Raw genomic sequence first — 23,549 nt, forward strand, 5'->3', positions numbered from 1 at the left:
TCGGTCATGCACACCACGGACACCTGGGGAGGGTGATGTCCCGGCTCGCCCGCGCCCTCGGCGCCGCGCTCTCGACAGCAGTCCTCCTCGTCGTGGCACACGCCGTGCCGGCCTCCTCGTCGATCGCGCGCGGTGACACGGTCGACTCGGACCCGGCACCCTCGTGGGGCTGGGAGACGGTCTTCCGCGACGACTTCGATGCGCCCGCCGGCGCGCCGGTCGACCAGTGGCACACCATGCTGGGCCAGACCCCGGCGCTGCCCAACGGGCTCGGCCAGCTCGACGTCGGCCAGGTCGCGCAGATCCGCACCAACCAGGGCTGGACCCTCCCGGTCGGCACGCAGGTGAAGGTCACCGCGAGCCTGCTCATGCCCGACACCGGCAGCAGCTATGCCGCGTTCTGGGTGCAGCACCCCAACGGCGTCGACCCGCGGGAGATCGATGTCATCGAGAGCTACGGCCCGCTCAAGCCGACGGGCGCCCAGCTCGGCTCGCACATCTGCTACGACGACGCGCCGGACACCGTCGGCAACGCGTGCGTCGCCACCGGCCGGGGTCCCGAGCTGTGGCCGGTGACACAGGCGTTCCCGGCGGGCGCCATGCCGTGGGAGTCCTACTGGCAGTACACCGCCGAGTTCACCATCGGCGGCGACACGACGACCTACACCGCCGTCGACGGCCAGGGTAACGTCCTCTACTCCGTCGCCTCCTCGCCCGACGCGCGCCGTGTGCCGGGCAACACCGCCCCCTTCCACCTGCGGCTCTCCAACAAGCTCGTCGAGGCGCAGTACGCCGTCGCCGGCGGCACCCGGTCGAGCATGCTCGTCGACTGGGTCGCGCTCGACGTGAAGGTTCCCTAGCCCTCTCCGGCTCTCAGTCGAGCTCCGGGTCCGGCAGCACCGGCACCGCCGCCGCGCTGGGCCGACCCAGGCCGGCGACCGCTCCGAGGACCAGCAGGATCCCGACGACCGCGACCGGGCCGAGCGACTCCTGGAGCACGATCGCCGCGACCACGGCGGCGGTGACCGGCTCCACCAGGCTCGCGGTGACGGCGGTGCTCGGCGCGACGACCCGCAGCCCGGAGTAGAGCAGGACGTAGGCCAGCGCCATCGTCAGTGCGCCGAGGTAGGCCAGCCACGCCAGCGCGGCGGGGTCGGTCGTGGCGTGCGGGCCCTCGACGAGCGCCGTGCACGGCAGCAGGACGGCGGTGCCGACCAGCGTCATGCCGCTGGTGAGCACGAGCGGCGAGGACTCCTTGCTGATGGAGCCCCCGGCAGCGGTGGTGAGGGCGTACGTCGTCCCGCTCGCGATCGCGAGCAGCACACCGGCGACCGGGGCCGGGCCGGTCGACGAGGCGTGCCCGGCGACGCTGACCATCAGCAGCCCGGCGAGCGCCGCGGCCAGCACCCCGAGCCGCCCGGGTGCGGGCGCGCGGCGATCGCGGACCGCTTCCGCCACGGTCAGGAGCACGGGCGCGAGGCCGAGGCTCACGACGGTCGAGACGGCGACGCCCACCTGGGTGACCGAGACGAAGTAGAAGCCCTGGTAGGCGGCGGTGCCGGCGCCCACGACGAGCAGCTGGCGCGGCCTGGCGCGGGCCAGCTCGACGAGCTCACCGACCCGGCGCAGCGCGACGAGCGCGACCAGCAGCACCGCGGCGGCGATCGCCATCCGCCAGGCGCTGATCGTCACCGGCGACAGCGCGTCGTGCTCGCGGATCAGCTGCACCGCCAGGCCGCCCGTGCCCCACAGCACGCTCGCCGCCGCGACCTCGGCCAGTCCCCTGAGGTGTGTGGTCTGGCTCATGGGCGGAGTCTTCCAGTGGTTGACCCGCGTCCCTCGCCGATTCCTCCTAGGGTGAGACGCATGGCAGCTCCAGGAACCGCAGGCGGTCGCGTCCTCGTCACCGGCGGTGCCGGCTTCATCGGCACGACGCTCGCGCGCGAGCTCGCGGACTCCGCGGAGCAGTGGGTCGTGCTCGACAACCTGCACCCGCAGGTGCACCCCGGCTCCGAGCCGCCCGCCGACCTGCCGGCCTCCGTCGACCTGCGGGTCGGCGACGTCACGAGCGCCGACGACCTGGACGCCGTCGTGGCCGACCTGCGGCCCGACACCGTCGTACACCTCGCGGCGGAGACGGGCACGGCCCAGTCCCTCTCGGAGAGCACGCGGCACGGCATGGTCAACGTCGTCGGCACCACCCAGCTCCTCGACGCGCTCACCCGCGCGGGCCACGTGCCGAGCCACTTCGTGCTGACCAGCTCGCGCGCGGTCTACGGCGAGGGCGTGTGGCGCAACGTCGACGGCTCGACCTTCCAGCCCGGGCTGCGCACGCACGCGCAGCTCGAGTCCGGGGCGTGGGACCACGGCGACGGCGCCGCCCACGTCCCCAACACCGTCCTCGGCACGCACCCCAGCCCGATCAACGTCTACGGCGCCACCAAGCTCGCGCAGGAGCAGATCCTCTCGGCCTGGACCGGCTCGCACGACACCCGGCTCTCGGTGCTGCGCCTGCAGAACGTCTACGGCCCGCGCCAGTCGTTGTCCAACCCCTACACCGGCATCGTGTCGCTCTTCTCGCGGCTGGCTCGCGAGGGTCGGTCGATCCCGCTCTACGAGGACGGCGAGATCACCCGCGACTTCGTCCACATCGACGACGTGGTCAGCGCGCTGGTCGCCGCGATCGCCCACAAGCCGGCCGACCACGTGCGCACCGTCGACGTCGGCAGCGGCGTGCGCACGACGATCGGCGACCTCGCCCGCGAGGTCGCGCGCTACCACGACGCGCCCGAGCCGCACGTCACCGGCCAGTACCGCGACGGTGACGTCCGGCACGCGTCCTGTGACGTCGAGGTCACCCTCCGCCAGCTCGACTGGCAGCCCCGCGTCAGCCTCCGCGACGGCGTCGCCGGGCTCCAGGAGTGGATCGCGACCCAGCTCGACTGACGCGCGTGCGGCACGGCCGCCCACACGCCGGTCGCCCCACGCGAATCGCTCGCAGCAGCCCATCGCGGCTAGCATGACTGGGCCCTCCGGGGCGGACAGCAGCCGCATAGCTTCACGCACGGGGGCGGGGAGAACATGGACAACGCAATCGCGCGCCGAGGGGCCCTAGCGCTCTGGGACGTCGGCTCGTGGGCCCTGGCGACGGCCCTGGTGATCGGCGTCCGCCACGACTTCCGGCTCACGGAGGTCCTGTGGGACTCGGTCGCGATCTACTGGCTCGTCGTCTCGGTCCTCCTCGTCGCGCTGGGCTACGCCACGAAGTTCTACCGCGGGCGCTACCTGGTGGGGTCCTTCGACGAGGCGTTCGGCCTGGCCCTGCACTTCGGCGCCGTGGCGCTGGTGGCCGCGGTGGTGTCCACGCTGGTCATGTCGCCAGCGGCGCCGCCCAGCGTCGTGGTGCTCACGCCTCCGATGGCGCTGCTGGTCTCCGCCTCCGGACGCTTCGCCTATCGGTCCCTGCGCGACCGCGGCGCCCCCGCGACGACCGAGGGCCGACGGGTCCTCATCTACGGCGCCGGCGACGCCGGGCGGCAGGTGCTCCAGCTGATGCGCTCGGAGCACGACTCGGTCGTGGGCTTCCTCGACGACAACCCCGGCAAGCGGCACCTGAAGATCAGCGGCGTCCCGGTCGTCGGCACCGGTGAGCACCTGGCCGAGGTCGCCTCGGAGCTGGACGCCTACGGCGTGATCTTCGCCGTGCCGACCGCCAACGGCAGGTTCATCGGCCGCGTCCAGGACCAGGCCCACGAGGCAGGGCTCGAGTTCAAGGTGCTGCCGCGACTGGGTGAGCTGATCGGCGGCCGCGTCAGCGCCTCCGACATCCGTCCCGTCGAGATCGGCGACGTGCTGGGGCGTCACCAGGTCTCCACGAGCATCACCGACATCGCCGGCTACCTGACCGGCAAGCGCGTCCTGATCACCGGCGCCGGCGGCTCGATCGGCTCCGAGCTCGCCCGCCAGGTGCACCGCTTCGGCCCGGCCTCGATGGTGATGCTCGACCGTGACGAGTCCGCGCTCCACGCGGTCCAGCTCTCGATCTTCGGCCACGGCCTGCTCGACCGCCCGGACACCGTCCTCGTCGACATCCGCGACCGCAAGGCGCTGGCGAAGGTGTTCGAGGAGCAACAGCCCGAGATCGTCTTCCACTGTGCCGCCCTCAAGCACCTGCCGATGCTGGAGCGTTTCCCCGACGAGGGGTGGAAGACCAACGTGCTCGGCACCCTGAACCTCCTCGAGCTGTCGGCGGAGCACGACGTGTCGTACTTCGTGAACATCTCCACGGACAAGGCGGCCGACGCCAGCAGCGTCCTCGGCGCCACCAAGCGGGTCGCCGAGCAGCTGACCGCCTGGCAGGCGAGCCGCGGGTCCGGGCAGTACATCAGCGTCCGCTTCGGCAACGTCCTGGGCTCGCGCGGCTCGATGCTGCACACCTTCAACGCCCAGATCGAGGGCGGGGGACCGATCACCGTGACCCACCCCGACGTCACCCGCTACTTCATGACGATCCCGGAGGCGTGCGAGCTCGTCATCCAGGCCGGCTCGATGGGACGGTCGGGGTCGGCGATGGTGCTGGAGATGGGCGAGCCGGTGAAGATCCTGGACGTCGCCAAGCGGATGATCACGTTGTCGGGCGCCCGCGGCGTCGACATCGTCTTCACCGGCCTGCGCCCGGGGGAGAAGCTGCACGAGGTGCTCTTCTCGGAGTCCGAGGCGGCCACCGCGACCGACCACCCGATGATCCGGAGCGTTCGCGTCCCGCCACTCGACCCGGCCGAGCTCACCGACCTGGCCCACGTCTCGGGAGAGCGATGACCGAGCGGATCTACCTGTCCTCGCCCGACGTGACCCAGGCCGAGGAGGACGCTCTCCTGCGTGCCATCCGCTCCGGCTGGGTGGCGCCGCTCGGTCCGGAGGTCGATGCGTTCGAGGTCGAGCTCGCGGCCTACACCGGCAGGACGCACGCCGTCGCGCTCTCCTCGGGCAGTGCCGCGCTGCACCTCGGTCTGCTCCAGCTCGGTGCCGGCCCCGACACCGTGGTGATCACGTCGTCGATGACCTTCGCCGCGACCGCCAACGCCATCACCTACACCGGTGCGACGCCGGTGTTCGTCGACTCGGACGAGACCGGCAACGTCGACCCCGACCTGCTGGCCGAGGCGCTCGACGACCAGGTCCGCCAGGGCAGCCGCGTGGCCGCCGTGGTGCCGGTCGACCTCATCGGGAAGGTGGCCGACCACCGCTCGATCTCGGCAGCCGCGGCGCGCCACGGGGTCCCCGTGCTCGTCGACGCGGCCGAGTCCCTCGGCGCCTCCCGCGAGGGGCGCCGGGCCGGACAGGACGGCGTGGCCTCGATCGTGTCCTTCAACGGCAACAAGATCATGACCACCTCCGGCGGCGGCGCGCTCCTGTGCGACGACCCCGACATGGCGGCGCGGGCGCGCTACCTCGCCACCCAGGCCCGCCAGCCGGTCGTGCACTACGAGCACCTCGACGTCGGCTACAACTACCGGATGTCCAACCTGCTCGCCGCCGTCGGCCGCGCGCAGCTCGAGCGGCTGCCCGCGATGATGGAGCGGCGCCGCACCTGGCGCAGGCGCTACGCGAGGCTCTTTGCGGACGTGGCCGGCATCTCCGTCTTCGGCGGCGAGGACGGGCGTGACGCGTCGCCGGGCGCCGACCACGACAACTTCTGGCTGACCTCGATCGTCGTGGACACCGAGGCGGCCGGCTGGGACGCCGAGGACCTCCGGGCCCACCTGGCCGCGGTCGACATCGAGGCGCGGCCGCTGTGGAAGCCGATGCACCTGCAGCCCGTCTTCGCGCACGCCCCCGCCTACGTCACCGGCGTCGCGGAGCGCCTCTTCCGGACCGGGCTGTCGCTGCCCAGCGGCTCGGCCCTCAGCGACGAGCAGTTCACCAGGATCGAGGACTCGATCGAGCAGTTCATCAAGGAGCACCTGTGAGTGACACCCCCCGGTCGGCCGAGAGCCTCGAGGGCACCTGCGTGACCATCACCGGCGGCACCGGGTCGTTCGGGACCGCGATGGCGCGACACCTCCTGACGAGCGGCGTGCGCCAGGTCAACATCTTCAGCCGTGACGAGGCGAAGCAGGACCAGATGCGCCGCGCCTTCAACGACGAGCGTGTCCGCTTCTTCCTCGGCGACGTGCGCGACGCCGACTCCGTGCGCGCCGCCGTGACCGGCGCCGACTTCGTCTTCCACGCCGCAGCCCTCAAGCAGGTCCCGTCCTGCGAGTTCTTCCCCCAGCAGGCGGTCAAGACCAACGTCGTCGGCAGCCACAACGTCATCGAGACCGCCGCTGCTGCCGGCGTACGGTCCCTGGTCTGCCTCAGCACCGACAAGGCCGTCTACCCCGTCAACGCGATGGGGATGTCGAAGGCGCTGATGGAGAAGACCGCGCAGGCCTTCGCCCGCAACAACCCGACGTCCGAGATGACGGTGTCTATCACCCGCTACGGCAACGTGATGTACTCCCGCGGCTCGGTGATCCCGGCCTTCGTGTCGCAGGTCAGGGCCGGCGAGCCGATGATCGTCACCGAGCCGACGATGACCCGCTTCCTGATGTCGCTGGCCGAGTCGGTCGACCTCGTCGAGCACGCGTTCTTCCACGCGAACCCCGGTGACCTGTTCGTCAAGAAGGCCCCGGCCTCGACGGTCGACACCCTGGCCCGGGCCGTCGCCGGCCTGTTCTCCGACGGCGAGGCGGACCTCCGTGTCATCGGCACCCGCCACGGGGAGAAGCTGCACGAGACCCTCCTGAGCCGCGAGGAGATGATGCAGGCGGAGGACCAGGGCGACTACTTCAAGGTGCCGCTCGACGCGCGCGGGCTCCAGTACGAGAAGTACTTCTCCGAGGGTGCGGGCGGGGTGCCCCAGGCACAGGACTACGCCTCGGACAACACCGAGCGCCTCGACATCGCCGCCACGCAGGCCCTCCTGCGCACCCTTCCCGAGGTCGACGAGGAGCTGGCGCGACGATGACCAAGGTCATGACGATCGTGGGCACGCGACCGGAGATCATCCGGCTCTCGGAGACCATCAAGCTGCTCGACGAGACCGTCGAGCACGTGCTCGTCCACACGGGACAGAACTACGACTACTCGCTCAACCAGGTGTTCTTCGACGACCTGGGCCTGCGCGCGCCCGACCGCTTCATGGAGGTCGACACGACCTCGCTCGGCACCGTCCTGGGCGGGGTGCTGGTCAAGACGGAGGAGGCGCTGCTGGCGGAGCGTCCCGACGCCGTGCTCATCCTGGGGGACACCAACAGCTCGCTGGCCGCGGTGATCGCCAAGCGCATGAACGTCCCCGTCTACCACATGGAGGCGGGCAACCGTTCCTTCGACGAGAACGTGCCCGAGGAGACCAACCGGCGGCTCGTCGACCACGTCGCCGACTTCAACCTCGTCTACACCGAGCACGCGCGTCGCAACCTCCTCGCCGAGGGGCTGCACCCGCAGCGGATCCTCAAGACGGGCTCGCCGATGCGGGAGGTGCTGCAGGCACACGCCGACGCCATCGCCGGCTCCGATGTCCTGCACCGGCTCGGGCTCGAGCCCCGCCAGTACCTCCTCGTCAGCGCGCACCGCCAGGAGAACGTCGACAGCCCGTCCCGGCTCAACCGCCTGCTCGACTGCCTCGAGGCCGCGGTCCGCGCCACCGGTCGTACGGCCCTCGTCTCGACCCACCCGCGCACCCGCAAGCGCCTCGATGCGCTCGGTCGGGTGGTCGAGGGCGTGGAGTTCCACGACCCGCTGGGCTTCCACGACTACAACGCGCTGCAGAAGGACGCCTACTGCGTGCTGTCCGACTCGGGCACGATCTCCGAGGAGTCGGCGCTCCTGGACTTCCCCGCGGTGACGCTGCGCGACTCGATCGAGCGCCCGGAGGCGCTGGACACCGCGTCGATCCTGATGACCGGCCTCGACCCCGACATCGTCGTGGAGGCGATCGCCTTCGCCGTCTCCGACGACGACCGGGCCTCCCGCACCCCCGAGGACTACCGGATCGCGGACTGTGCACGCAGGACGGTCGGCTACATCCTCTCGACGCACGCTCGGCACGAGGGCTGGTTGGGCCTCCACCCGTCGTGACGGTGGTGACGCGGCACCCGTCCAGCGCAGCGAGCCGGCTGCGCAGCCCCTCCGTCGCCAGGATCCTGGCGCTGGGCATGACCTTCGCCTTCAGCCTGGTGGTCGGGCGGACCCTCGGCCCGCACGACGCGGGCACCGTGTACGCCGCCGTGGTGGGCGTGAGCGCACTCGGGATGCTCGCCCGCTTCGGCACGGAGTACGCCGTCCTGCGCCACGGTTCCGCGCTCGTCGCGAGCCGGGCGCTGTCGCCGGCGGCGCTGCACTGGCCCTACCTGCTGCGCGTGTGCCTGCTCGGCTCGGTCGGCTGCAGCGCGGTGGCGGTCGCAGCGCTGCTCCTGGCGTCGCCGGACGACCGCACGGCTTACGTCGTGTTCGCCCTGTCCGTGCCGTTCCAGAGCCTCGGCGTCCTGGCATCCGCCCTGCTGCGGGCGAGCGGCCTGAGCGGTCGGGGAGCCTTCGCCGAGTTCGGCCTGGCCCAGGGGATCGCCGCCGCCGTCACGGTCGTGCTGGGCCTGACCGGGACGGCGGACCCGACACGGGTCGCGCTGGCGTTCACCGGGTCGTGGGTCGTGGTCTGCGCGTGGGCCTTCGTCGCCGCGCGCCCGGTCTGGCAGGCCGACGCCCACGCGTCGGCCGTCGCGCGCCCGTCGATCGCCTCGCTCGGGGCGATGATGACCTCGTCGCTGATGTTCTACCTGCTCACCTGGTCGCCGATCGCGGTGCTGATGGTCGTCGCGACGCAGACCGACGTCGCCTGGTTCGGCGCCGCGGCCAGGTTCCCCACCCTCATCGCCCTCGTCCCGACGATCCAGCTGACGGCGGGCCTGCCGGTCATCGCCGCCCACGTCGCCAACCACCGGCTGGCCGAGACGAACGCCGAGCTGCGCGTGCTGAACGTCCGTGCGTCGGTGATCGCCCTGGTCGCCGGCGTCGGGCTCGTGGTGGCCGCACCGCTGGTCGTGTCGCTCTTCGGCCCCGGCTTCGGCGGCGCAGCCACGGTGCTGATGATCCTGGTGGTCGGGCAGGTGGGGGCCGTCATGCTCGGTCCCGCCTCGATCCTGCCCCTGGTTACCGGCTTCGAGCGCCATGCCATGGTGGCGCTCAGCGTGACGCTGCCCGGTGCCGTGCTCGTCGAGACACTGCTGGGCCTGCGCTGGGGCGCGGCCGGTGCAGCGGCCGGATGGTCGATCGCCATCTGCGCCTTCGGGCTCGCCATGGCCATCACCCTCCGCCGTGGGGCGGGGATCACCTCGTACGTGACCATCGGAGGGCCAGCACGGTCCCGACGGCAGAATCTGGAGCACCCGTGAGCGACCTCTCGAAGCACTCGACGACCGACGCCCACCCGCGTCCCGGGCACGAGCCGGACGGGGAGGTGTCGACGCGTGCGGACCGGCTGGTCGGCGCGGTGTTCCTCATCGCCGTGCTGCCCCTCTTCGTCGACGCCGCGCAACGGACGATGCCGGTGTTCCAGCTCGTCACGGGCTTCGGGGAGCCCGACGCCGCGGGCAGCCGCCTGCACCTCGTGCTCCCCCTCGTCGCGGTGCTCGCGGTCGTGGGCCTGCTGCGGAGGCGACCCAGCCTGCGCCGCCCGCTTCCCGTCCTCGTGCTGCTGATGGTGCTGGGCTTCACGATCTCCATCGCGTGGGGCCTCTCCCAAGGCGCGGGGCTCGTGGGCCTGGTGTTCTTCGTCCAGACCATCGTCCCGCTGGTCGCCTGGCTCGCCGCCTACCGGGTGTCGCCCGCGCCACGCACGGTGGCCCGTGCCGTCATGGTGGGAGTGCTGGTGGTGGTCGTCATCGCCCTCGGCTACACGCTCCTCGACGGCGGCATCGACAACGCCTACTACTCCTCCATCGCCCTCGAGGACCCGTTCCCCCAGTACCGCGCCTACTTCCCCGCGCTCGTGGCCCTCGCGATCGCCCTGGCGGTCGCCCACGTCCGCACCGACCGGGTCCTCTCCGTGGCCACGATCGTCGGCTGCCTCTGCCTGCTGCCCGTCATGTGGTCGCGCGCGGGCATCTTGATGGTCGTGGTCGCGTTCGTCGCCTCGATCTTCTTCTGCCACTTCCGGGGACTGACGTGGCGTCGCCGGGTCGGGGTTGCCGTCGTGACCGCCGTCGTGCTCGGTGCCGTGGGAGCGGCGACCGTCACCGTCGGCCTGACCGAGCAGCGCACCCGCCTCAACGACCTCCAGGCCTCCGACAGCGACCGGATCGCGCTGGCGGAGGAGTCGTCGGAACGCATCGCGAGCAACCCGTTCGTGGGTGACGCGTTCAGGACCCACGGCTCGGACCTGGTCGGCGGAGCCGTCGCCAACTTCGACCGGCTCTTCCCCTCGCACAACCAGTACCTCGACTTCGGGATCCGTGGCGGGCTGCCCGCACTTCTCCTGCTGGTCGCGTTCCTGGCGCTGACGTCCTGGCTGCTGTTCTGGCGGTGGATCAGGAGCGATCCCGCCGAGTTCAACCCCTTCTACGGCGCCGTCCTGGCCTTCCTGATGGCCCTGATCCCCGCCGGGCTCACCGAGCTCTACATCAGCCAGACCTGGACGGGGGTCGCGATCATGCTCGTCCTGGGGGCCGCGGCCCGCCAGCTCGAGCTCGATCGCCTGGTCGTCCGCTCGGGCGACGCCACGGCGGGCGTGGAGTCGTACGAGCCGTCCGGGAGGAGCTGACCCGTGCGCATCCTTCTCGTCACGCAGTGGTTCGACCCCGAGCCCACCTTCAAGGGACTGCTCTTCGCCAAGGAGCTGCAGCGCCTGGGCCACGAGGTGGAGGTGCTCACCGGCTTCCCCAACTACCCCGGCGGCCGGGTCTACGACGGCTACCGCATCCGTCCGTTCGAGCGCACCGAGGTCGACGGAGTGCCGGTGACGCGCGTGGCGCTCTACCCCAGCCACGACGGCTCGGGCGTGCGCCGCCTGATGAACTACGGCACGTTCGCCGTCTCGGCCGCCCTGGCGGCACTCGTGGCGCGTCGTCCCGACGTGGCCTACGTCTACCACCCGCCCGGCACCATCGCCCTCCCCGCGATGGCACTGCGGGTGCTGCGTGGCGTGCCGTTCGTCTACGACGTGCACGACCTCTGGCCCGACACCCTCTCCTCCACGGGCATGGTGTCCTCGGGCGGCGCCCTGGGCCTGGTCGGTGCCGGGATGAAGTGGGTCTACCGCCTGGCCAGCGAGGTGGTGGTGATCTCGGAGGGGTTCCGTGGGCGGCTGCGCGAGCGCGGCGTGCCCGACGAGAAGATCACCGTCATCCCCACCTGGACCTACGAGGACGACATCGCCGGCGCGGCGGCACCTGCGCCGGACGGCGGACCCTTCACGGTCGTGTTCGCCGGCACGATGGGCAAGGCCCAGGCCCTCGACACCGTCCTGGACGCGGCGGTGCTGCTGCAGTCCGATGCGGTGCGGTTCGTGATGGTCGGGGGCGGGATCGAGGTCGAGCGCCTGACGTCCCGCGTGCGGGACGAGCGCATCACCAACGTCACGTTCCTCCCGCGTCGTCCTCCGTCCGAGATCGGCGAGGTGCTCGCCTCCGCCGACGCGCTGCTCGTGCACCTCCGCAAGGACCCGCTCTTCGAGATCACGGTCCCGTCCAAGACGCAGGCCTACATGGTGGCGGGCAAGCCGATCCTCATGGGCGTGTCCGGTGACGCCACGCAGATGGTCGAGGACGCCGGTGCCGGGGTCTGCTTCGAGCCCGAGGACCCTGCCGCGCTTGCGCACGCGGTGCGTCGGCTGGCGGCCCTCCCGTCCGACGACCTGGCCGCCATGGGCACGCGCGGCAAGGACTTCTACCAGGAGAACCTCTCCCTGGCGGTGGGTGCCGGCCGACTCGTCGAGGTGCTCGACCGGGGCAGCCGCTCCCGGCACCGCTTCGAGCGCACCAAGCGTGTCGCCGACATCGTCGGGTCGGGTGCGGCCCTGTCGGTGTTCGCCCTCCCGATGGGGGTGGTCGCCGTGGCTGTCAGGCGCAAGCTGGGCACCCCGGTGATCTTCCGCCAGGAGCGGCCCGGGCGACACGGCGAGCCGTTCACGATGGTGAAGTTCCGCACGATGACCGACGCCGTGGACGAGGACGGAGAGCTGCTGCCCGACAGCCAGCGGCTGACGAAGTTCGGCACGTTCCTGCGGCTGACGAGCCTCGACGAGCTGCCGGAGCTGGTCAACGTCCTGCGCGGCGAGATGTCCCTCGTGGGCCCCAGGCCGCTGCTCACCCGCTACACGGAGTTCTTCACCGAGTCGGAGAGGCGACGCCTCGACGTCCGGCCGGGGATCACGGGGTTGGCGCAGGTGCGCGGCCGGAACCTGGCCTCGTGGGACGAGCGCCTCGCGATGGACGTCGAGTACGTCGAGAAGATCTCGCCCTGGTTCGACCTGCGCGTCATCGCCGAGACGGTCGTCGGGGTGTTCCGCAGGTCGGGCGCGGTGGCCGACCCCGAGTCGATCATGCAGAACCTCGACGACGCGAGGCGGAGTCGCGCGGGAGCCCCGTCATGACGTCGGACGTGCGGGTGAGGCCGGCCGTCGCTACGGACGTCGGCTGGCTCGCCGAGGTCAGCCGCGCGTCGTTCGCGTCCCGCCTGCACCCCTTCCTCATCTCGGCGCAGCCCGGCATCGACCGCTTCTGGGAGGTCGTGCTCTCCCACCCCGCCGCGTTCCCGGGGCGCAGCTTCCTCGTGGCCGAGACCGACGAGGACGGGCGGATCGGCTTCGTCGACCTCCAGGTCGTCGACCCCGGCACCGCACACCTGTCGTACGTCTGCGTCACCGAGCCCGCGCGCGGCCGGGGTGTCGCCGGGACGCTGTTGCGCGACTACCTGCACCGGAACCCCGACGTGGTCTCGATGCAGCTCGACGTGTTCGACGACAACGCGTCGGCCCGGGCTCTCTACGACCGACTGGGGTTCGAGTCCGTCGCGACCACCACGTGGTGGGTGGCCGACCTCCCCCGCGCGCGTCGCGCCGCAGCGGGCACACGGGTGCAGGGGCTGCACGCGGCCACCGCCTGGCTGGACACGTACGGCTTCGCGGAGCTCGCGGTCGCCGTCGACGACGCGATCATGCCCCTCGCGCGACCGAGCCGGTCGGTCCTGCGCTGCCCCGACCCCGCGCTCCTCCTGCAGCCGGCGGTGCTGGCGGCGGTGGTGGACGAGTTGCCCGAGCTCTCGGAGGTGCTCGTGACGCTCGAGGGCGACGAGCCGCCCCCCAGCGACATCGGCCCGCTCCGGCAGGTGAACCGCTCGATCAGGATGACAGCCAGCGATGTCCGCACGAGATGGGAGCCGATGTGACAACCGGGATCAGCAAGACGGCCGTGGACCCGACCGGGTTCTCCACCCCGTGCCTGTTCTACAGCGCGGCCCGGGAGGGGATGCAGGACCTGCTGGCACAGCCGGAGGTGTGGCGGTCGTCCCCACGTCGCATCCTGCTCCCCGCGTTCATCGGATGGTCGGCCAACGAGGGAAGCGGCGTGTTCGACCCCGTCAGCGGTCTGGGGCTGGAGCCGGGCTTCTACGACCTGGGCGACGACCTCGCCGTCGACCTCGCCTCCCTCGAGCGGTGCCTGTCCGACCAGCACTACGACGTGGTCGTCGTCATCCACTACTTCGGCAGGACGGAGCGCTCGATCGAGCGCGTCCGCGCGCTGACCGACGAGCACGGCGCGCTCCTGCTCGAGGACCTGGCGCACGCGTGGTTCACGCACGTCCTGGGCGGACCGGCAGGCCGGACGGGCGAGGTCTCGCTCTACTCGCTGCACAAGATGCTGCCGATGCCGCAGGCGCAGGGCGGGATGATCGCCTATCGCAACCCCGCCCGGATCACCGGCCAGCAGGAGACCGCGCGCGAGCTGGCGCGGCACGTCCTGGACCACGACGCCCTCTCGATCGCCGGACGTCGGCAGGAGAACTTCCGCACGCTCACGGCCCTGCTCGAGGCGATGCCCGAGCACGGCGCGGCCTTCGAGCTCATGTGGCCGCACCTGGACGCTGACGACGCGCCCCAGACGCTTCCGGCGCGCATCCTCGGTCCGGGGCGCGAGAACCGCGACCACGTGTACGCCTCGATGAACGCCGACGGCTACGGGATGGTGAGCCTCTACCACACGCTCATCGCCGAGCTGCACGAGCACGAGGCGATGGTGGACCTGTCCCGGCACATCATCAACTTCCCCGTCCACCAGGACGTCGCACCGGAGGACTATCCCGGTCTCGTCGACAGCTTCTCCCGGGCGCTGGCGTCCCTGCCGGCACGATGACGGCGCCGCGCATCGAGGTGCCGGGGTCGGCCGAGTGGCACCGGCTGTGGGAGGCGACCGGTCGGGAGCCGTTCGCGCACCCCTCCTACCTCGGCCTCACCGCCGGACCCGGCGAGCGGGTGGTCGGCGTCTGCTGGAGCGACGCCGGCGGCGAGGTGCTGCTGCCCCTGCTGCTGCGCCCGCTGCCGAGTGGCCCGGGCCTCCAGGACCTCGAGGGGGACTGGACGGACGCCGTGTCGCCCTACGGCTACGGCGGCCCGTTCGTCACGGGTGAACCCGACCTGGCGGCGTTCTTCGCGGCGCTGCGGGGGTGGATGCGCGACGAGCACGTCCTGACAGGCTTCGTGCGCGCCTCCCTCGGGGTGCGCCTGCCCCCGGACGACGTGGCCGGCGGCTACGAAGCCGTCCACCTCACCGACAACGTCGTCGTGTCGCTGGACAGGGAGCCGGAGGACCGCTGGCAGCACTACGACCGCAAGGTGCGCAAGAACGTGAACAAGGCGCGCCGCCACGACCTGCGCGTCGAGGTCCGTGACGACTTCGGGGACGTCGCGGAGTTCGTGTCGGTCTACCACGGCACGATGGACCGGCGCGGTGCCGACGGTCGCTACTGGTTCGACGCCGCGTACTTCGAGGGCATCCGCGACCGGCTCGCCGGGTCCTACTGGGTCGCCGACGTGCGCGACCTCGAGGGTCGCGTCGTCTCGACCGAGCTCGTGCTCAGGAGCGACACCCGCTGCTACTCGTTCCTCGGTGGCACCCACGCCGACGCCTTCCCGATGGCGCCCAACGACCTCCTCAAGCACGCGGTGATCGACCACGCGGCCGGGAGCGGGCTGACCGGCTACGTCCTGGGCGGCGGCTACCAGCCGGGGGACGGCATCTTCCGCTACAAGCGGGCCTTCGACCCCGACGGGGTGGTGGCCTTCCACGGCGTCCGGCTCACGTCGTCCACCGACACCTACGAGCGCCTGCGCGCCCTGCGTCCGGACGTGGACCCGCGCTTCTTCCCGGCCTACCGGTCCCCCTGACCACCGTCGCCCGGTGGTCCCGGTCCGGTCAGCGACCGGTCCAGCGCTCGTGTGCGATGCGCATCTCGTGCACGAGGTCCGGCCAGGACGGTGCGACGTAGCCGGTCTCGTCCGCGAAGCGCGACGCCGACAGGGAGCGGTCGAGCGTGAAGGCGTCCTCCCGCTCGATGGTGCCCGTCCAGCCGTACTCGTCGGCGACGAGCCGGAGCAGGTCGTACTTCGAGATCGGCTGCGAGGCCACCTGCCAGATGCCGGTGAGCCCCGGCCGCGGAAGCACGACGGAGCCCATGACGCGAGCGAGCTCGACGGTCGGGAGACCGCTGTAGATGGCCCGGCTGAAGCCGTTGACCTGCTCGCCGTCCCGGCTCAGGAACCACTCCAGCAGCGAGCCCCCGTGCCGCAGCTCGGGTCCGATGATCGACGTCCGCAACGTCACGTGGGGGGCTGCGACCTCGCCGAGGAGCTTGCTCCTGCCGTAGAAGTCCACCGGGTCGGGCACGTCGTCCTCGGTGTAGCCGCCGACGCGACCGGAGAACACGCAGTCGGTGCTGATCTGGACCAGGCGCGCTCCCACCGCGGAGCAGTCCCGTGCCAGCAGGTGGGGGAGGAGGGCGTTGATCTGCGTGGTCAGCACGGTGTCGTCGACGCCGGGTGCCTGCTTGATCACCCCGACCGCGTTGACGACCACGTCAGGACGCAGCTCCGCGAGCACCGCCGCCACCGACGGCTGGTCCAGGACGTCGACGCCGTCGACGAGCCGGGGCTCCACCTGGGCGCGGAACGTCTCGTCCACCGCGTCGAGCGAGCGGACCGTCCCGCGCACCTCGACACCGTCGAGGTGGCGGGGGAGCTCGTGCACCAGCGCGTGCCCGAGCATCCCGGACGCGCCGAGGACGAGCACTCCTCCGGTGGCGGACGAGGCGGCAGTCATGGGGTCTCCCGAGGGTGGGTGGGGCGTGGGGACGGGTCCCGGATGCTACCCGTGCACGGTCGCGGCCTGCGGGGGCACGTCCGCCCGCCTCCTGCCGGTGGTGCGGGACCAGGGCCACCGTCGGGCGCCCCGCTCCGGGCGCGGCAGCACACGCTGGCGTGCCGTCGCCACCACGAGCGTGAGGCTCCACCAGCCGAGCGGGACGCTGAACATGGGCTCGGTGATGCCGAAGACCATCAGCGACACCAGCACGAGCACGACCAGCCGGCCCGCGACCGGGTCGCTGCCCTCGCGCACGCCGGTGCGGCGTGCGGTGGTGACGGCCTGGACGACCATCGCGACGACGATCGCCACCCCGACGAGCCCGAGCTCGGGCATCACGTCCACGAAGTAGTTGTGGCCGTGGGGCAGCACGTAGCCGGCCTTGTCGTAGATCAGCTGCGCGACGGCGTTGGGCTGGGCCGCGTTCCACGGGTGCTGCCAGACCGCGCCCCAGCCCGAGCCGAACCAGGGGGCGGTCTCGAGCGAGGCCTCGACGGCCGCGCGCCAGAAGGGAGCGCGCCCCGAGACGGTCCCGAGGTCCTTGCCGAGGGCGAACGACACCACCAGGCCCGCGACGAGCGGCACGACGACGACCGCGAGCGAGCCGAGGACCTTGACGCGGCGGGGCAGTGTCGTCAGCCGCGGCCACGCCGCGATGAGCGCCGCCATGCCGGCGAGGCCCAGCACGGCGAGGAAGCCGGTGCCGGACGCGGCGCGGTAGATCCCGTAGAGCAGGGCCGCCGTGGTGGCCACCGACAGGACCCGCCACGGCGTGCGGCGCGGCCACCCGATGGCCAGCACGGCGGCCAGCGACACGCCGAGCGTGTAGGCCAGGATGTTCTCGTTGGTGCCGACGCCTGCGAAGTCGGACCCGGTCAGGTAGGGGTTGGAGGCGCCGGGCAGCTCCTGCTCGTAGGCGTACGCCGACAGCGCCAGCACGACGATCCCGCCGAGCCCCAGGCCCCAGCAGACCACGAGCGCCTCGCAGTTGGCCGCCACGATGAGTGCCATCAGCGCGACCTGCATCGTGACCAGGTTGGTCAGGTCGGTGTTGGCGTCGCTGATGGACCACAGCTGCGAGAGGTAGCAGAGCCCGAGGAACAGCAGCCAGGGCCACGGGATGCGCGGCAGTCGCAGCCACGGCAGCGTCACCAGGATGGCGATCTTGGTCCAGAACTTCGCGTGCTCGAAGGAGAAGAAGAAGCTCGGGATGAAGACGAGCGGGTTGGACATCCAGTAGAGCAGGGCGGCGATCAGCGCCATCCAGATCCAGCCCCGCGGGGACGTCAGCGTCGCGCGGGGGCGGCGATCGTGCCAGTCCAGCAGTGCCTTGGGTCCACGCAGCGCGCGGCGGGCGACGTCGCTGGCGGACACGAAGCGAGCTCCTGGGGACGGCATGGGCGTGGGACCGGTCGGGGACCGGCGCCTAGCGTACGGCCAGGGCGGAGCCCGGACACCTGAGACACCCGAGGAGCGCCGACACGGCCGCCGTAGGGTCTCTGCCATGACCGAGACCACGCCTGTCCCCGACCTCCTGGAGCAGATCCAGGGGTACGGCGCGTGGGCGGTCATCCGGCGCAAGGCCGCACCCACGGCGGGCCTGGTCGGCGGCACGCCGCACGAGGTCGCCTCGCTGCTCGACATCCCGCTCGAGACGGGCGCGCCCGAGCCCGGCCGCAGCGCCGACCGGCTGGTCGCCGTGCCGTTCCACCAGGTGCGCGAGCGCGGGTTCGCCGCGATCGACGACGGCACCCCGCTGACGGTGGTCGACATCGAGGCCGAGCACGAGGTGTCGGTCGACGACCTGCTCGCCGCCCTGCCCGACGCACCCGTCGAGTTCGCCGACCGCGGCGGCTTCGCGACGAGCGACGACGACTACGGCAAGGTCGTCGAGGCGATCATCCGCGACGAGATCGGCCAGGGCGAGGGCGCCAACCTCGTCATCGGCCGCCACTACCGCGCGGTCGTAGCCGACTGGGACGCCACCCGGGCGCTGACCGTCCTGCGGCGCCTGCTCGAGCGCGAGCGCGGTGCCTACTGGACCTTCTGCTTCTTCACCGGCGAGCGGTTCCTCATCGGCGCCAGCCCCGAGAGGCACGTCTCGGTGCGCTCCGGCGACGTCCGGATGAACCCGATCTCCGGCACCTTCCGCGTCGGCGGGCTCTCCGAGGACGAGCTCAAGGCCGGCCTGCTGGAGTTCCTCGCCGACGAGAAGGAGGTCTTCGAGCTCTTCATGGTCGTCGACGAGGAGCTCAAGATGATGTGCGACATCTGCTCCGAGGGCGGCCAGGTGCTCGGCCCGTTCCTCAAGCCGATGACCCACCTCATCCACACCGAGTACCTCCTCGCCGGTCGCTCCGAGCGCGACCACCGCGAGATCCTCCGCGACACGATGTACGCCGCCACGGTGACCGGCGCGCCCGTCGAGAACGCCTGCCGGCTGATCGCCGACTACGAGCCCGAGGGGCGCGGCTACTACGGCGCCGCCCTCGCGCTGTTCGGCCGCTCGCCCGACGGCACGCCCACGATGGACAGCCCGATCCTGATCCGCACCGCCGACGTCTCGCCGGCCGGCGAGCTCAAGGTGACCGCGGGTGCGACGCTCGTGCGCGACTCGGACGCGGCCTACGAGGTCGCCGAGACGCGGGCCAAGGCCGGCGGCATCCTCAGCGCCTTCGGCCTGGCGCCGGCGGCGACCTCCGACGGCGCGGCCATCGCCGACCTCGCGCGGGACGAGGACGTCGTACTCGCCCTGGGGACGCGCAACCAGCGGCTGTCCCGCTTCTGGCTGACCGACCAGGCGGGCGAGCCCGCCGACCCCGGCCTGGCCGGGAAGCAGGTCGTGATACTGCACGGCGAGGACGACTTCGTGAACATGCTCGTCCACGTGCTCGGCGTCTTCGGCATGACCTCGCGCGTGGTGCGGCACGAGGACTACACGTCTGGCGCCTTCGACGGCGCCGACCTGGTGATCGTCGGCCCTGGTCCCGGCGACCCGCGCGAGGGCGAGCACCCGAAGATCGCGTCGTTCCGTCGGGCGGTCGACGACCTGCTCGCCGGCGAGCAGCCCTTCCTCGCCGTGTGCCTGGGCCACCAGACGCTGTGCCAGCGGCTCGGTCTCGACCTCGGCTACAAGGACGTCGTCTTCCAGGGCACCCAGTCGCCCGTCCGGATCGGTGGCCGCACCGAGCGGGTCGGCTTCTACAACACCTTCGTGGGGCGTGTCCCCGCCGGTGGCGCGCTGCCGGACGGAGTCACCGTGGAGGCCGACGACGCCGGCGACATCCACGCCATCTCCGGCCCGCACTTCCGCGGCATCCAGTTCCACGCCGAGTCGATCCTCACCGAGAACGGCTACGACCTCCTCCACGCCGCGGTCCGCGACCTCCTGCTCGCCTGATTGCTCGCACGTCCCGCCCGCTGGACACCTAGGGACGTTCTGGTAGGTGCCCGGCCCCAGTTCCCTACCGGTTCGTCCCTGGATACCGAGGGGCGGGACCCGGTTTAGTCCACTGAAATGATAGACATTGACCCTCGGCGTGGACGCAACCGATCCACGCCCCAGAGCGTCACTGTTGCGTACGCAACGGGGGACATGACGGGGGTCAGGTGCAGCACTTCAAGCGAGCGTGGGCGGGCGTGTGCCTGGTCGCGCTGATGACGGTCGCGGCCTGCGGCGGCCCGGGCGAGGCCGGCTCCGGTGCGCCCGACGGCGCGCGCCCGCCGCGGACGACGAGCGGTGCGTCGGCGGTCGGCGACCTCCAGCCGGCGGCGACCCGCGACCAGCGGCCCAACATCGTGGTCGTCATGCTCGACGACTTCTCGATGGACCTCGTCCAGACGATGCGGTCGGCCCAGCGGATGCGCAAGGCGGGAGCGTCGTACCCCTTCTCCTTCGTCACCGACTCGCTGTGCTGCGTGTCGCGGTCGAGCTTCTTCACCGGGCAGTACCCCCACCAGACCGGCGTGCGCACGAACACGTCCAACCAGGGCACGTCGCAGCTCGGCGGCTGGCCGGCCTACGACACCCACGGCAACCCCGAGCGCGCGTTCAACGTGCGGCTGCAGGAGGCCGGCTACACGACCGGCTTCGTGGGCAAGTTCCTCAACGAGTACGAGTGGGTGCCGGGCCGCGCGCTGCCACCGGTGGTGCCGGGCTGGACGAGCTTCAACGCGGTCTTCGGTTCCGCCTACGACGGCTGGGACTTCGCCAGCACGTCCCTCGCCGACGGTCGGCTCCGGGTGACGCAGCACCCCGCGCCGCCCGCCAGCGCCAGCGACGCGGCCAAGGACCGGGCCTATGCCGGCACGATGATCGGTGACCGGGCGATGCAGGTGCTGCGCCAGGGCGAGGCGTCGGACGCGCCCTACTTCCTCGAGGTCGCGCTCTACGCGCCCCACAACCGCACGCAGCCGCAGGGCTACTACCCGGGTGACCCGCTGTTCCCGCCGATGTTCCGTGACCGGGCCGGCGACCGCAGCTGCGGTCGCGTCGCGTGCCGCAAGCTCACGGTCGACGACCTGCCCGGCTTCGGTGACGACCCGCGCGACAACCGGCCGCGGCTGGCCGACGGCACGAAGGGCCGCGCCTGGAACACCGCCGGCAGCCTGCGCCCCGCCGTCGCGACGCGCGACCTGCGCGACCGGGCGCGGATGGCGCAGTCGGCCGACCGGCTGGTGAACCGGATCCTCGGGGCGGTCGGGCCCGACACCTACGTCGTGCTCACCTCCGACAACGGCTTCCACCTCGGCCAGAACGCTCTCGGTCGCGGCAAGGGGACGCCGTACGACACCGACGTGCGGGTGCCGCTGCTGGTCACCGGCCCGGGCGTGGTGCCAGGGGCGCGGCGCGAGGTGACCAGCAACATCGACCTCGCCCCGACCTTCGAGGAGCTGGCGGGGCTGGGGCCGGCGCCGTTCCGCAGCGGACTCTCGCTCGTGCCGACGCTGGCGCAGCCGAAGCTCGTGCGCCAGGGCTACGCGTTCCTCGAGCACACGCAGCAGACGCTGACGGGCGGCGACCCCGACGCGGCCTTCAGCGGCCCCGAGCTCGACCGCATCCCGTCCTACACCGCCGTGCGCAGCCGCACCGCGCTGCTCGCGCGCTTCGACCTCGACCCGCGACCCGACCGGGCGCAGTGGGGCTACGAGTTCTACAGCTACCGGCGCAACGGGTTCGAGCTGCGCAACAACGTCACCAACCCCAAGCGGCGCGCCGAGGTGGACCTGCTGATGGCGAAGCTCGCTGCCTTCGACACCTGCCAGGAGTCCGGCGACCAGCCGGTGTCGGCCGCCTGTCGGTCCGTCCGCCAGTAGCCCCACTGGCACTACTGTCTGGCGCGTGCAGCCCGACGTGATCGTGGTCGACCACCACGACTCCTACACGTGGAACCTGGTGCACCTCGTCGCGTCCGTGACCGGAGTCCTGCCCACGGTCGTCCAGCACGACGAGGTCTCGGTCGAGGACGTGCTGCGCCACTCCCACGTCGTGCTGTCGCCCGGGCCGGGTCATCCGTCGGTGGAGGCGGACTTCTCCGTCGGGACCGCGGTGCTGCTGTCCGGGACGCGACCGGTGCTCGGGGTGTGCCTGGGCATGCAGGGACTGGTGACGGCGTACGGCGGGACGGTCGAGCGGCTGCGTCCCGCGCACGGCGAGGTCGTGTCGGTCCGGCACGACGGGCTCGGCGTGTTCGCCGGGCTGCCGCAGGACTTCGACGCGGTGCGCTACCACTCGCTGGGAGCCGTCTCGCTGCCGTCGTCACTGGTCGCGACCGCGTGGTCGGACGACGGGGTGGTGATGGGCGTGCGCCACGTCGACCTCCCGCTCGAGGGCGTCCAGTTCCACCCGGAGTCCGTCCTCTCCGCGCACGGCGCCGCGCTCGTGGGGAACTTCCTCTCGTGAGCGACCCGGTCTCCTTCTTCACCTCCGTGGCCGCCGAGCACGAGCGGTGCTTCTGGCTCGACGGCGGCGGGGCGCGCGAGTGGTCCGGCCGGCGCTCGCTCGTCGGCTGGCTCACCGACGACGACGTCTCCCTCACCTGGTCGGCCGCCCGGCGCGAGGTCCGTGCGCACTCGGGCGGCACCTCGGCCGTCGTCGGCGACGACGTCTTCACCGTCCTCGAGGAGTGGATGCGCCCGGGCGAGCAGTGGTTCGGCTACCTCGGCTACGCCGCGCGTCCCGACCTCCCCGCCTCGCCGGACCCGACCCTCCCCGACGCGGTCTGGATGCGGCCTGCCGGGGTGCGGGTGTTCGAGCACGAGGTCCCCGCTCCGGAGCGATCCCCGGCTGACCGGGGATCGCTGAGCTTGTCGGCCGTTGCAACGCCTGACAAGTTCAGCGAGAGGCCTCCCGCCCCCTACGCCGCCGCCTTCGCCCGCGTCCAGGAGCACCTGCACGCGGGCAACTCCTACGAGGTCAACCTCACCCACCGGATCGCGCGGACGAGCGACCTCGACCCGGTGACGGCGTACCTCCGGCTCCGCGAGCTCAACCCCGCGCCGTACGCCGGCTTCCTCCAGCACGACGTCGACGACGCCCGGGCGTGGCTGTTGTCGAGCTCGCCGGAGCGGTACGCCCTGGTGACCGCCGACCGCCACCTCGAGACCAAGCCGATCAAGGGCACGACCCCGCGCGGCACGACGCCCGAGGAGGACGAGGCGCACCGCGAGCGGCTGGCGAGCGACCCCAAGACGCGGGCGGAGAACCTGATGATCGTCGACCTGCTGCGCAACGACCTGTCCCTGGTCTGCGAGGTGGGGTCGGTCGAGGTGCCGGCGCTGATGCAGGTCGAGTCCTACGAGTCGGTGCACCAGCTGGTGAGCACCGTCCGCGGGCGGTTGCGCGACGACGTCAGCACGGTCGCCGCGCTGCGCGCGCTCTTCCCGGCCGGCTCGATGACGGGCGCGCCGAAGCTGCGCACGATGGAGATCGTCGAGGAGGTCGAGTCGACGCCGCGGGGGGTGTACGCCGGTGCGTTCGGCTGGATCAGCGGCGACGGTCCGGCCGACCTCGGGGTCGTCATCCGCTCGCTGATGACCGACGGGAGCGGCACCTGGAGCCTAGGAACGGGCGGCGGGATCACCGTGAAGTCCGACGTCGCCGAGGAGTGGGCCGAGTCGGAGTGGAAGGCCGAGCGCCTGCTGCGCGTCTTCGACTGA

General features: G+C 71.9%; 19 protein-coding genes. 16 read left to right on the forward strand and 3 right to left on the reverse strand.

Annotated elements, in window-relative coordinates; all coding sequences use genetic code 11:
- Positions 1–35 precede the first annotated feature (35 nt).
- Positions 36–860 carry a hypothetical protein gene (locus EUA93_RS08005; protein ID WP_129399644.1) on the forward strand — a complete coding sequence of 275 codons (825 nt, stop codon included), beginning with the start codon at positions 36–38 and terminating at the stop codon, positions 858–860.
- A 13-nt stretch (positions 861–873) separates the two neighbouring features.
- Here EUA93_RS08005 and EUA93_RS08010 read toward each other — a convergent pair whose 3' ends face one another.
- Positions 874–1,806 (reverse strand): DMT family transporter, encoded by a 933-nt coding sequence (locus EUA93_RS08010; protein ID WP_129399645.1) that lies wholly within the window; start codon positions 1,804–1,806, stop codon positions 874–876.
- Between the two features lie 60 nt (positions 1,807–1,866).
- On the opposite strand from EUA93_RS08010, the gene EUA93_RS08015 reads away from it, so the two are divergent.
- From EUA93_RS08015 to EUA93_RS08065, 11 genes are all read left to right on the forward strand, one after another.
- Complete coding sequence (locus tag EUA93_RS08015; RefSeq protein WP_129399646.1) at positions 1,867–2,946, forward strand: NAD-dependent epimerase/dehydratase family protein; 1,080 nt, start codon at positions 1,867–1,869, stop codon at positions 2,944–2,946.
- 135 nt (positions 2,947–3,081) lie between these two features.
- Complete coding sequence (locus tag EUA93_RS08020) at positions 3,082–4,818, forward strand: polysaccharide biosynthesis protein (RefSeq protein WP_129399647.1); 1,737 nt, start codon at positions 3,082–3,084, stop codon at positions 4,816–4,818.
- Complete coding sequence (locus EUA93_RS08025) at positions 4,815–5,969, forward strand: DegT/DnrJ/EryC1/StrS family aminotransferase (RefSeq protein WP_129399648.1); 1,155 nt, start codon at positions 4,815–4,817, stop codon at positions 5,967–5,969. The genes EUA93_RS08020 and EUA93_RS08025 overlap by 4 nt, the downstream gene beginning before the upstream one ends.
- Entirely contained in the window at positions 5,966–7,009 is a 1,044-nt protein-coding gene (locus tag EUA93_RS08030; protein WP_242497285.1) for an SDR family NAD(P)-dependent oxidoreductase, read from the forward strand. The genes EUA93_RS08025 and EUA93_RS08030 overlap by 4 nt, the downstream gene beginning before the upstream one ends.
- Positions 7,006–8,121, forward strand: coding sequence for a non-hydrolyzing UDP-N-acetylglucosamine 2-epimerase (gene wecB, locus EUA93_RS08035; protein ID WP_129399649.1), 1,116 nt, complete (start codon positions 7,006–7,008; stop codon positions 8,119–8,121). Before EUA93_RS08030 ends, wecB begins: the two co-directional genes overlap by 4 nt.
- A 5-nt stretch (positions 8,122–8,126) precedes the next feature.
- On the forward strand, positions 8,127–9,431 hold the full coding sequence (locus EUA93_RS08040; protein WP_129399650.1) for a lipopolysaccharide biosynthesis protein: 1,305 nt from the start codon (positions 8,127–8,129) through the stop codon (positions 9,429–9,431).
- Positions 9,428–10,798, forward strand: coding sequence for an O-antigen ligase family protein (locus tag EUA93_RS08045; protein ID WP_129399651.1), 1,371 nt, complete (start codon positions 9,428–9,430; stop codon positions 10,796–10,798). Before EUA93_RS08040 ends, EUA93_RS08045 begins: the two co-directional genes overlap by 4 nt.
- Positions 10,799–10,801: 3 nt before the next feature.
- Positions 10,802–12,628, forward strand: a complete 1,827-nt coding sequence (locus tag EUA93_RS08050; protein WP_129399652.1) for a sugar transferase — start codon at positions 10,802–10,804, stop codon at positions 12,626–12,628.
- Positions 12,625–13,422, forward strand: coding sequence for a GNAT family N-acetyltransferase (locus tag EUA93_RS08055; protein ID WP_129399653.1), 798 nt, complete (start codon positions 12,625–12,627; stop codon positions 13,420–13,422). The genes EUA93_RS08050 and EUA93_RS08055 overlap by 4 nt, the downstream gene beginning before the upstream one ends.
- 23 nt (positions 13,423–13,445) lie before the next feature.
- Complete coding sequence (locus tag EUA93_RS08060) at positions 13,446–14,387, forward strand: DegT/DnrJ/EryC1/StrS family aminotransferase (protein ID WP_207208630.1); 942 nt, start codon at positions 13,446–13,448, stop codon at positions 14,385–14,387.
- Positions 14,384–15,418, forward strand: coding sequence for a GNAT family N-acetyltransferase (locus EUA93_RS08065; protein ID WP_129399655.1), 1,035 nt, complete (start codon positions 14,384–14,386; stop codon positions 15,416–15,418). The genes EUA93_RS08060 and EUA93_RS08065 overlap by 4 nt, the downstream gene beginning before the upstream one ends.
- Positions 15,419–15,446: 28 nt before the next feature.
- Here EUA93_RS08065 and EUA93_RS08070 read toward each other — a convergent pair whose 3' ends face one another.
- Together EUA93_RS08070 and EUA93_RS08075 are read right to left on the reverse strand one after the other, a co-directional pair.
- Complete coding sequence (locus EUA93_RS08070) at positions 15,447–16,349, reverse strand: dTDP-4-dehydrorhamnose reductase family protein (protein WP_129399656.1); 903 nt, start codon at positions 16,347–16,349, stop codon at positions 15,447–15,449.
- 45 nt (positions 16,350–16,394) lie between these two features.
- Positions 16,395–17,765 (reverse strand): O-antigen ligase family protein, encoded by a 1,371-nt coding sequence (locus tag EUA93_RS08075; RefSeq protein WP_165355090.1) that lies wholly within the window; start codon positions 17,763–17,765, stop codon positions 16,395–16,397.
- 130 nt (positions 17,766–17,895) lie between these two features.
- Here EUA93_RS08075 and EUA93_RS08080 point away from each other — a divergent pair, with 130 nt between their 5' ends.
- The 4 genes from EUA93_RS08080 to EUA93_RS08095 all read left to right on the forward strand — a co-directional run bounded on the left by EUA93_RS08080 (position 17,896) and on the right by EUA93_RS08095 (position 23,549).
- Positions 17,896–19,791, forward strand: coding sequence for an anthranilate synthase family protein (locus EUA93_RS08080; protein WP_129399658.1), 1,896 nt, complete (start codon positions 17,896–17,898; stop codon positions 19,789–19,791).
- 209 nt (positions 19,792–20,000) lie between these two features.
- On the forward strand, positions 20,001–21,707 hold the full coding sequence (locus tag EUA93_RS08085; protein ID WP_129399659.1) for a sulfatase-like hydrolase/transferase: 1,707 nt from the start codon (positions 20,001–20,003) through the stop codon (positions 21,705–21,707).
- 25 nt (positions 21,708–21,732) lie between these two features.
- Positions 21,733–22,293: an anthranilate synthase component II gene (locus tag EUA93_RS08090; RefSeq protein WP_129399660.1), complete on the forward strand. Its 561-nt coding sequence runs from the start codon at positions 21,733–21,735 to the stop codon at positions 22,291–22,293.
- On the forward strand, positions 22,290–23,549 hold the full coding sequence (locus EUA93_RS08095; protein ID WP_129399661.1) for an anthranilate synthase component I family protein: 1,260 nt from the start codon (positions 22,290–22,292) through the stop codon (positions 23,547–23,549). The genes EUA93_RS08090 and EUA93_RS08095 overlap by 4 nt, the downstream gene beginning before the upstream one ends.

Source organism: Nocardioides oleivorans, assembly GCF_004137255.1.
Lineage (GTDB): Bacteria > Actinomycetota > Actinomycetes > Propionibacteriales > Nocardioidaceae > Nocardioides > Nocardioides oleivorans.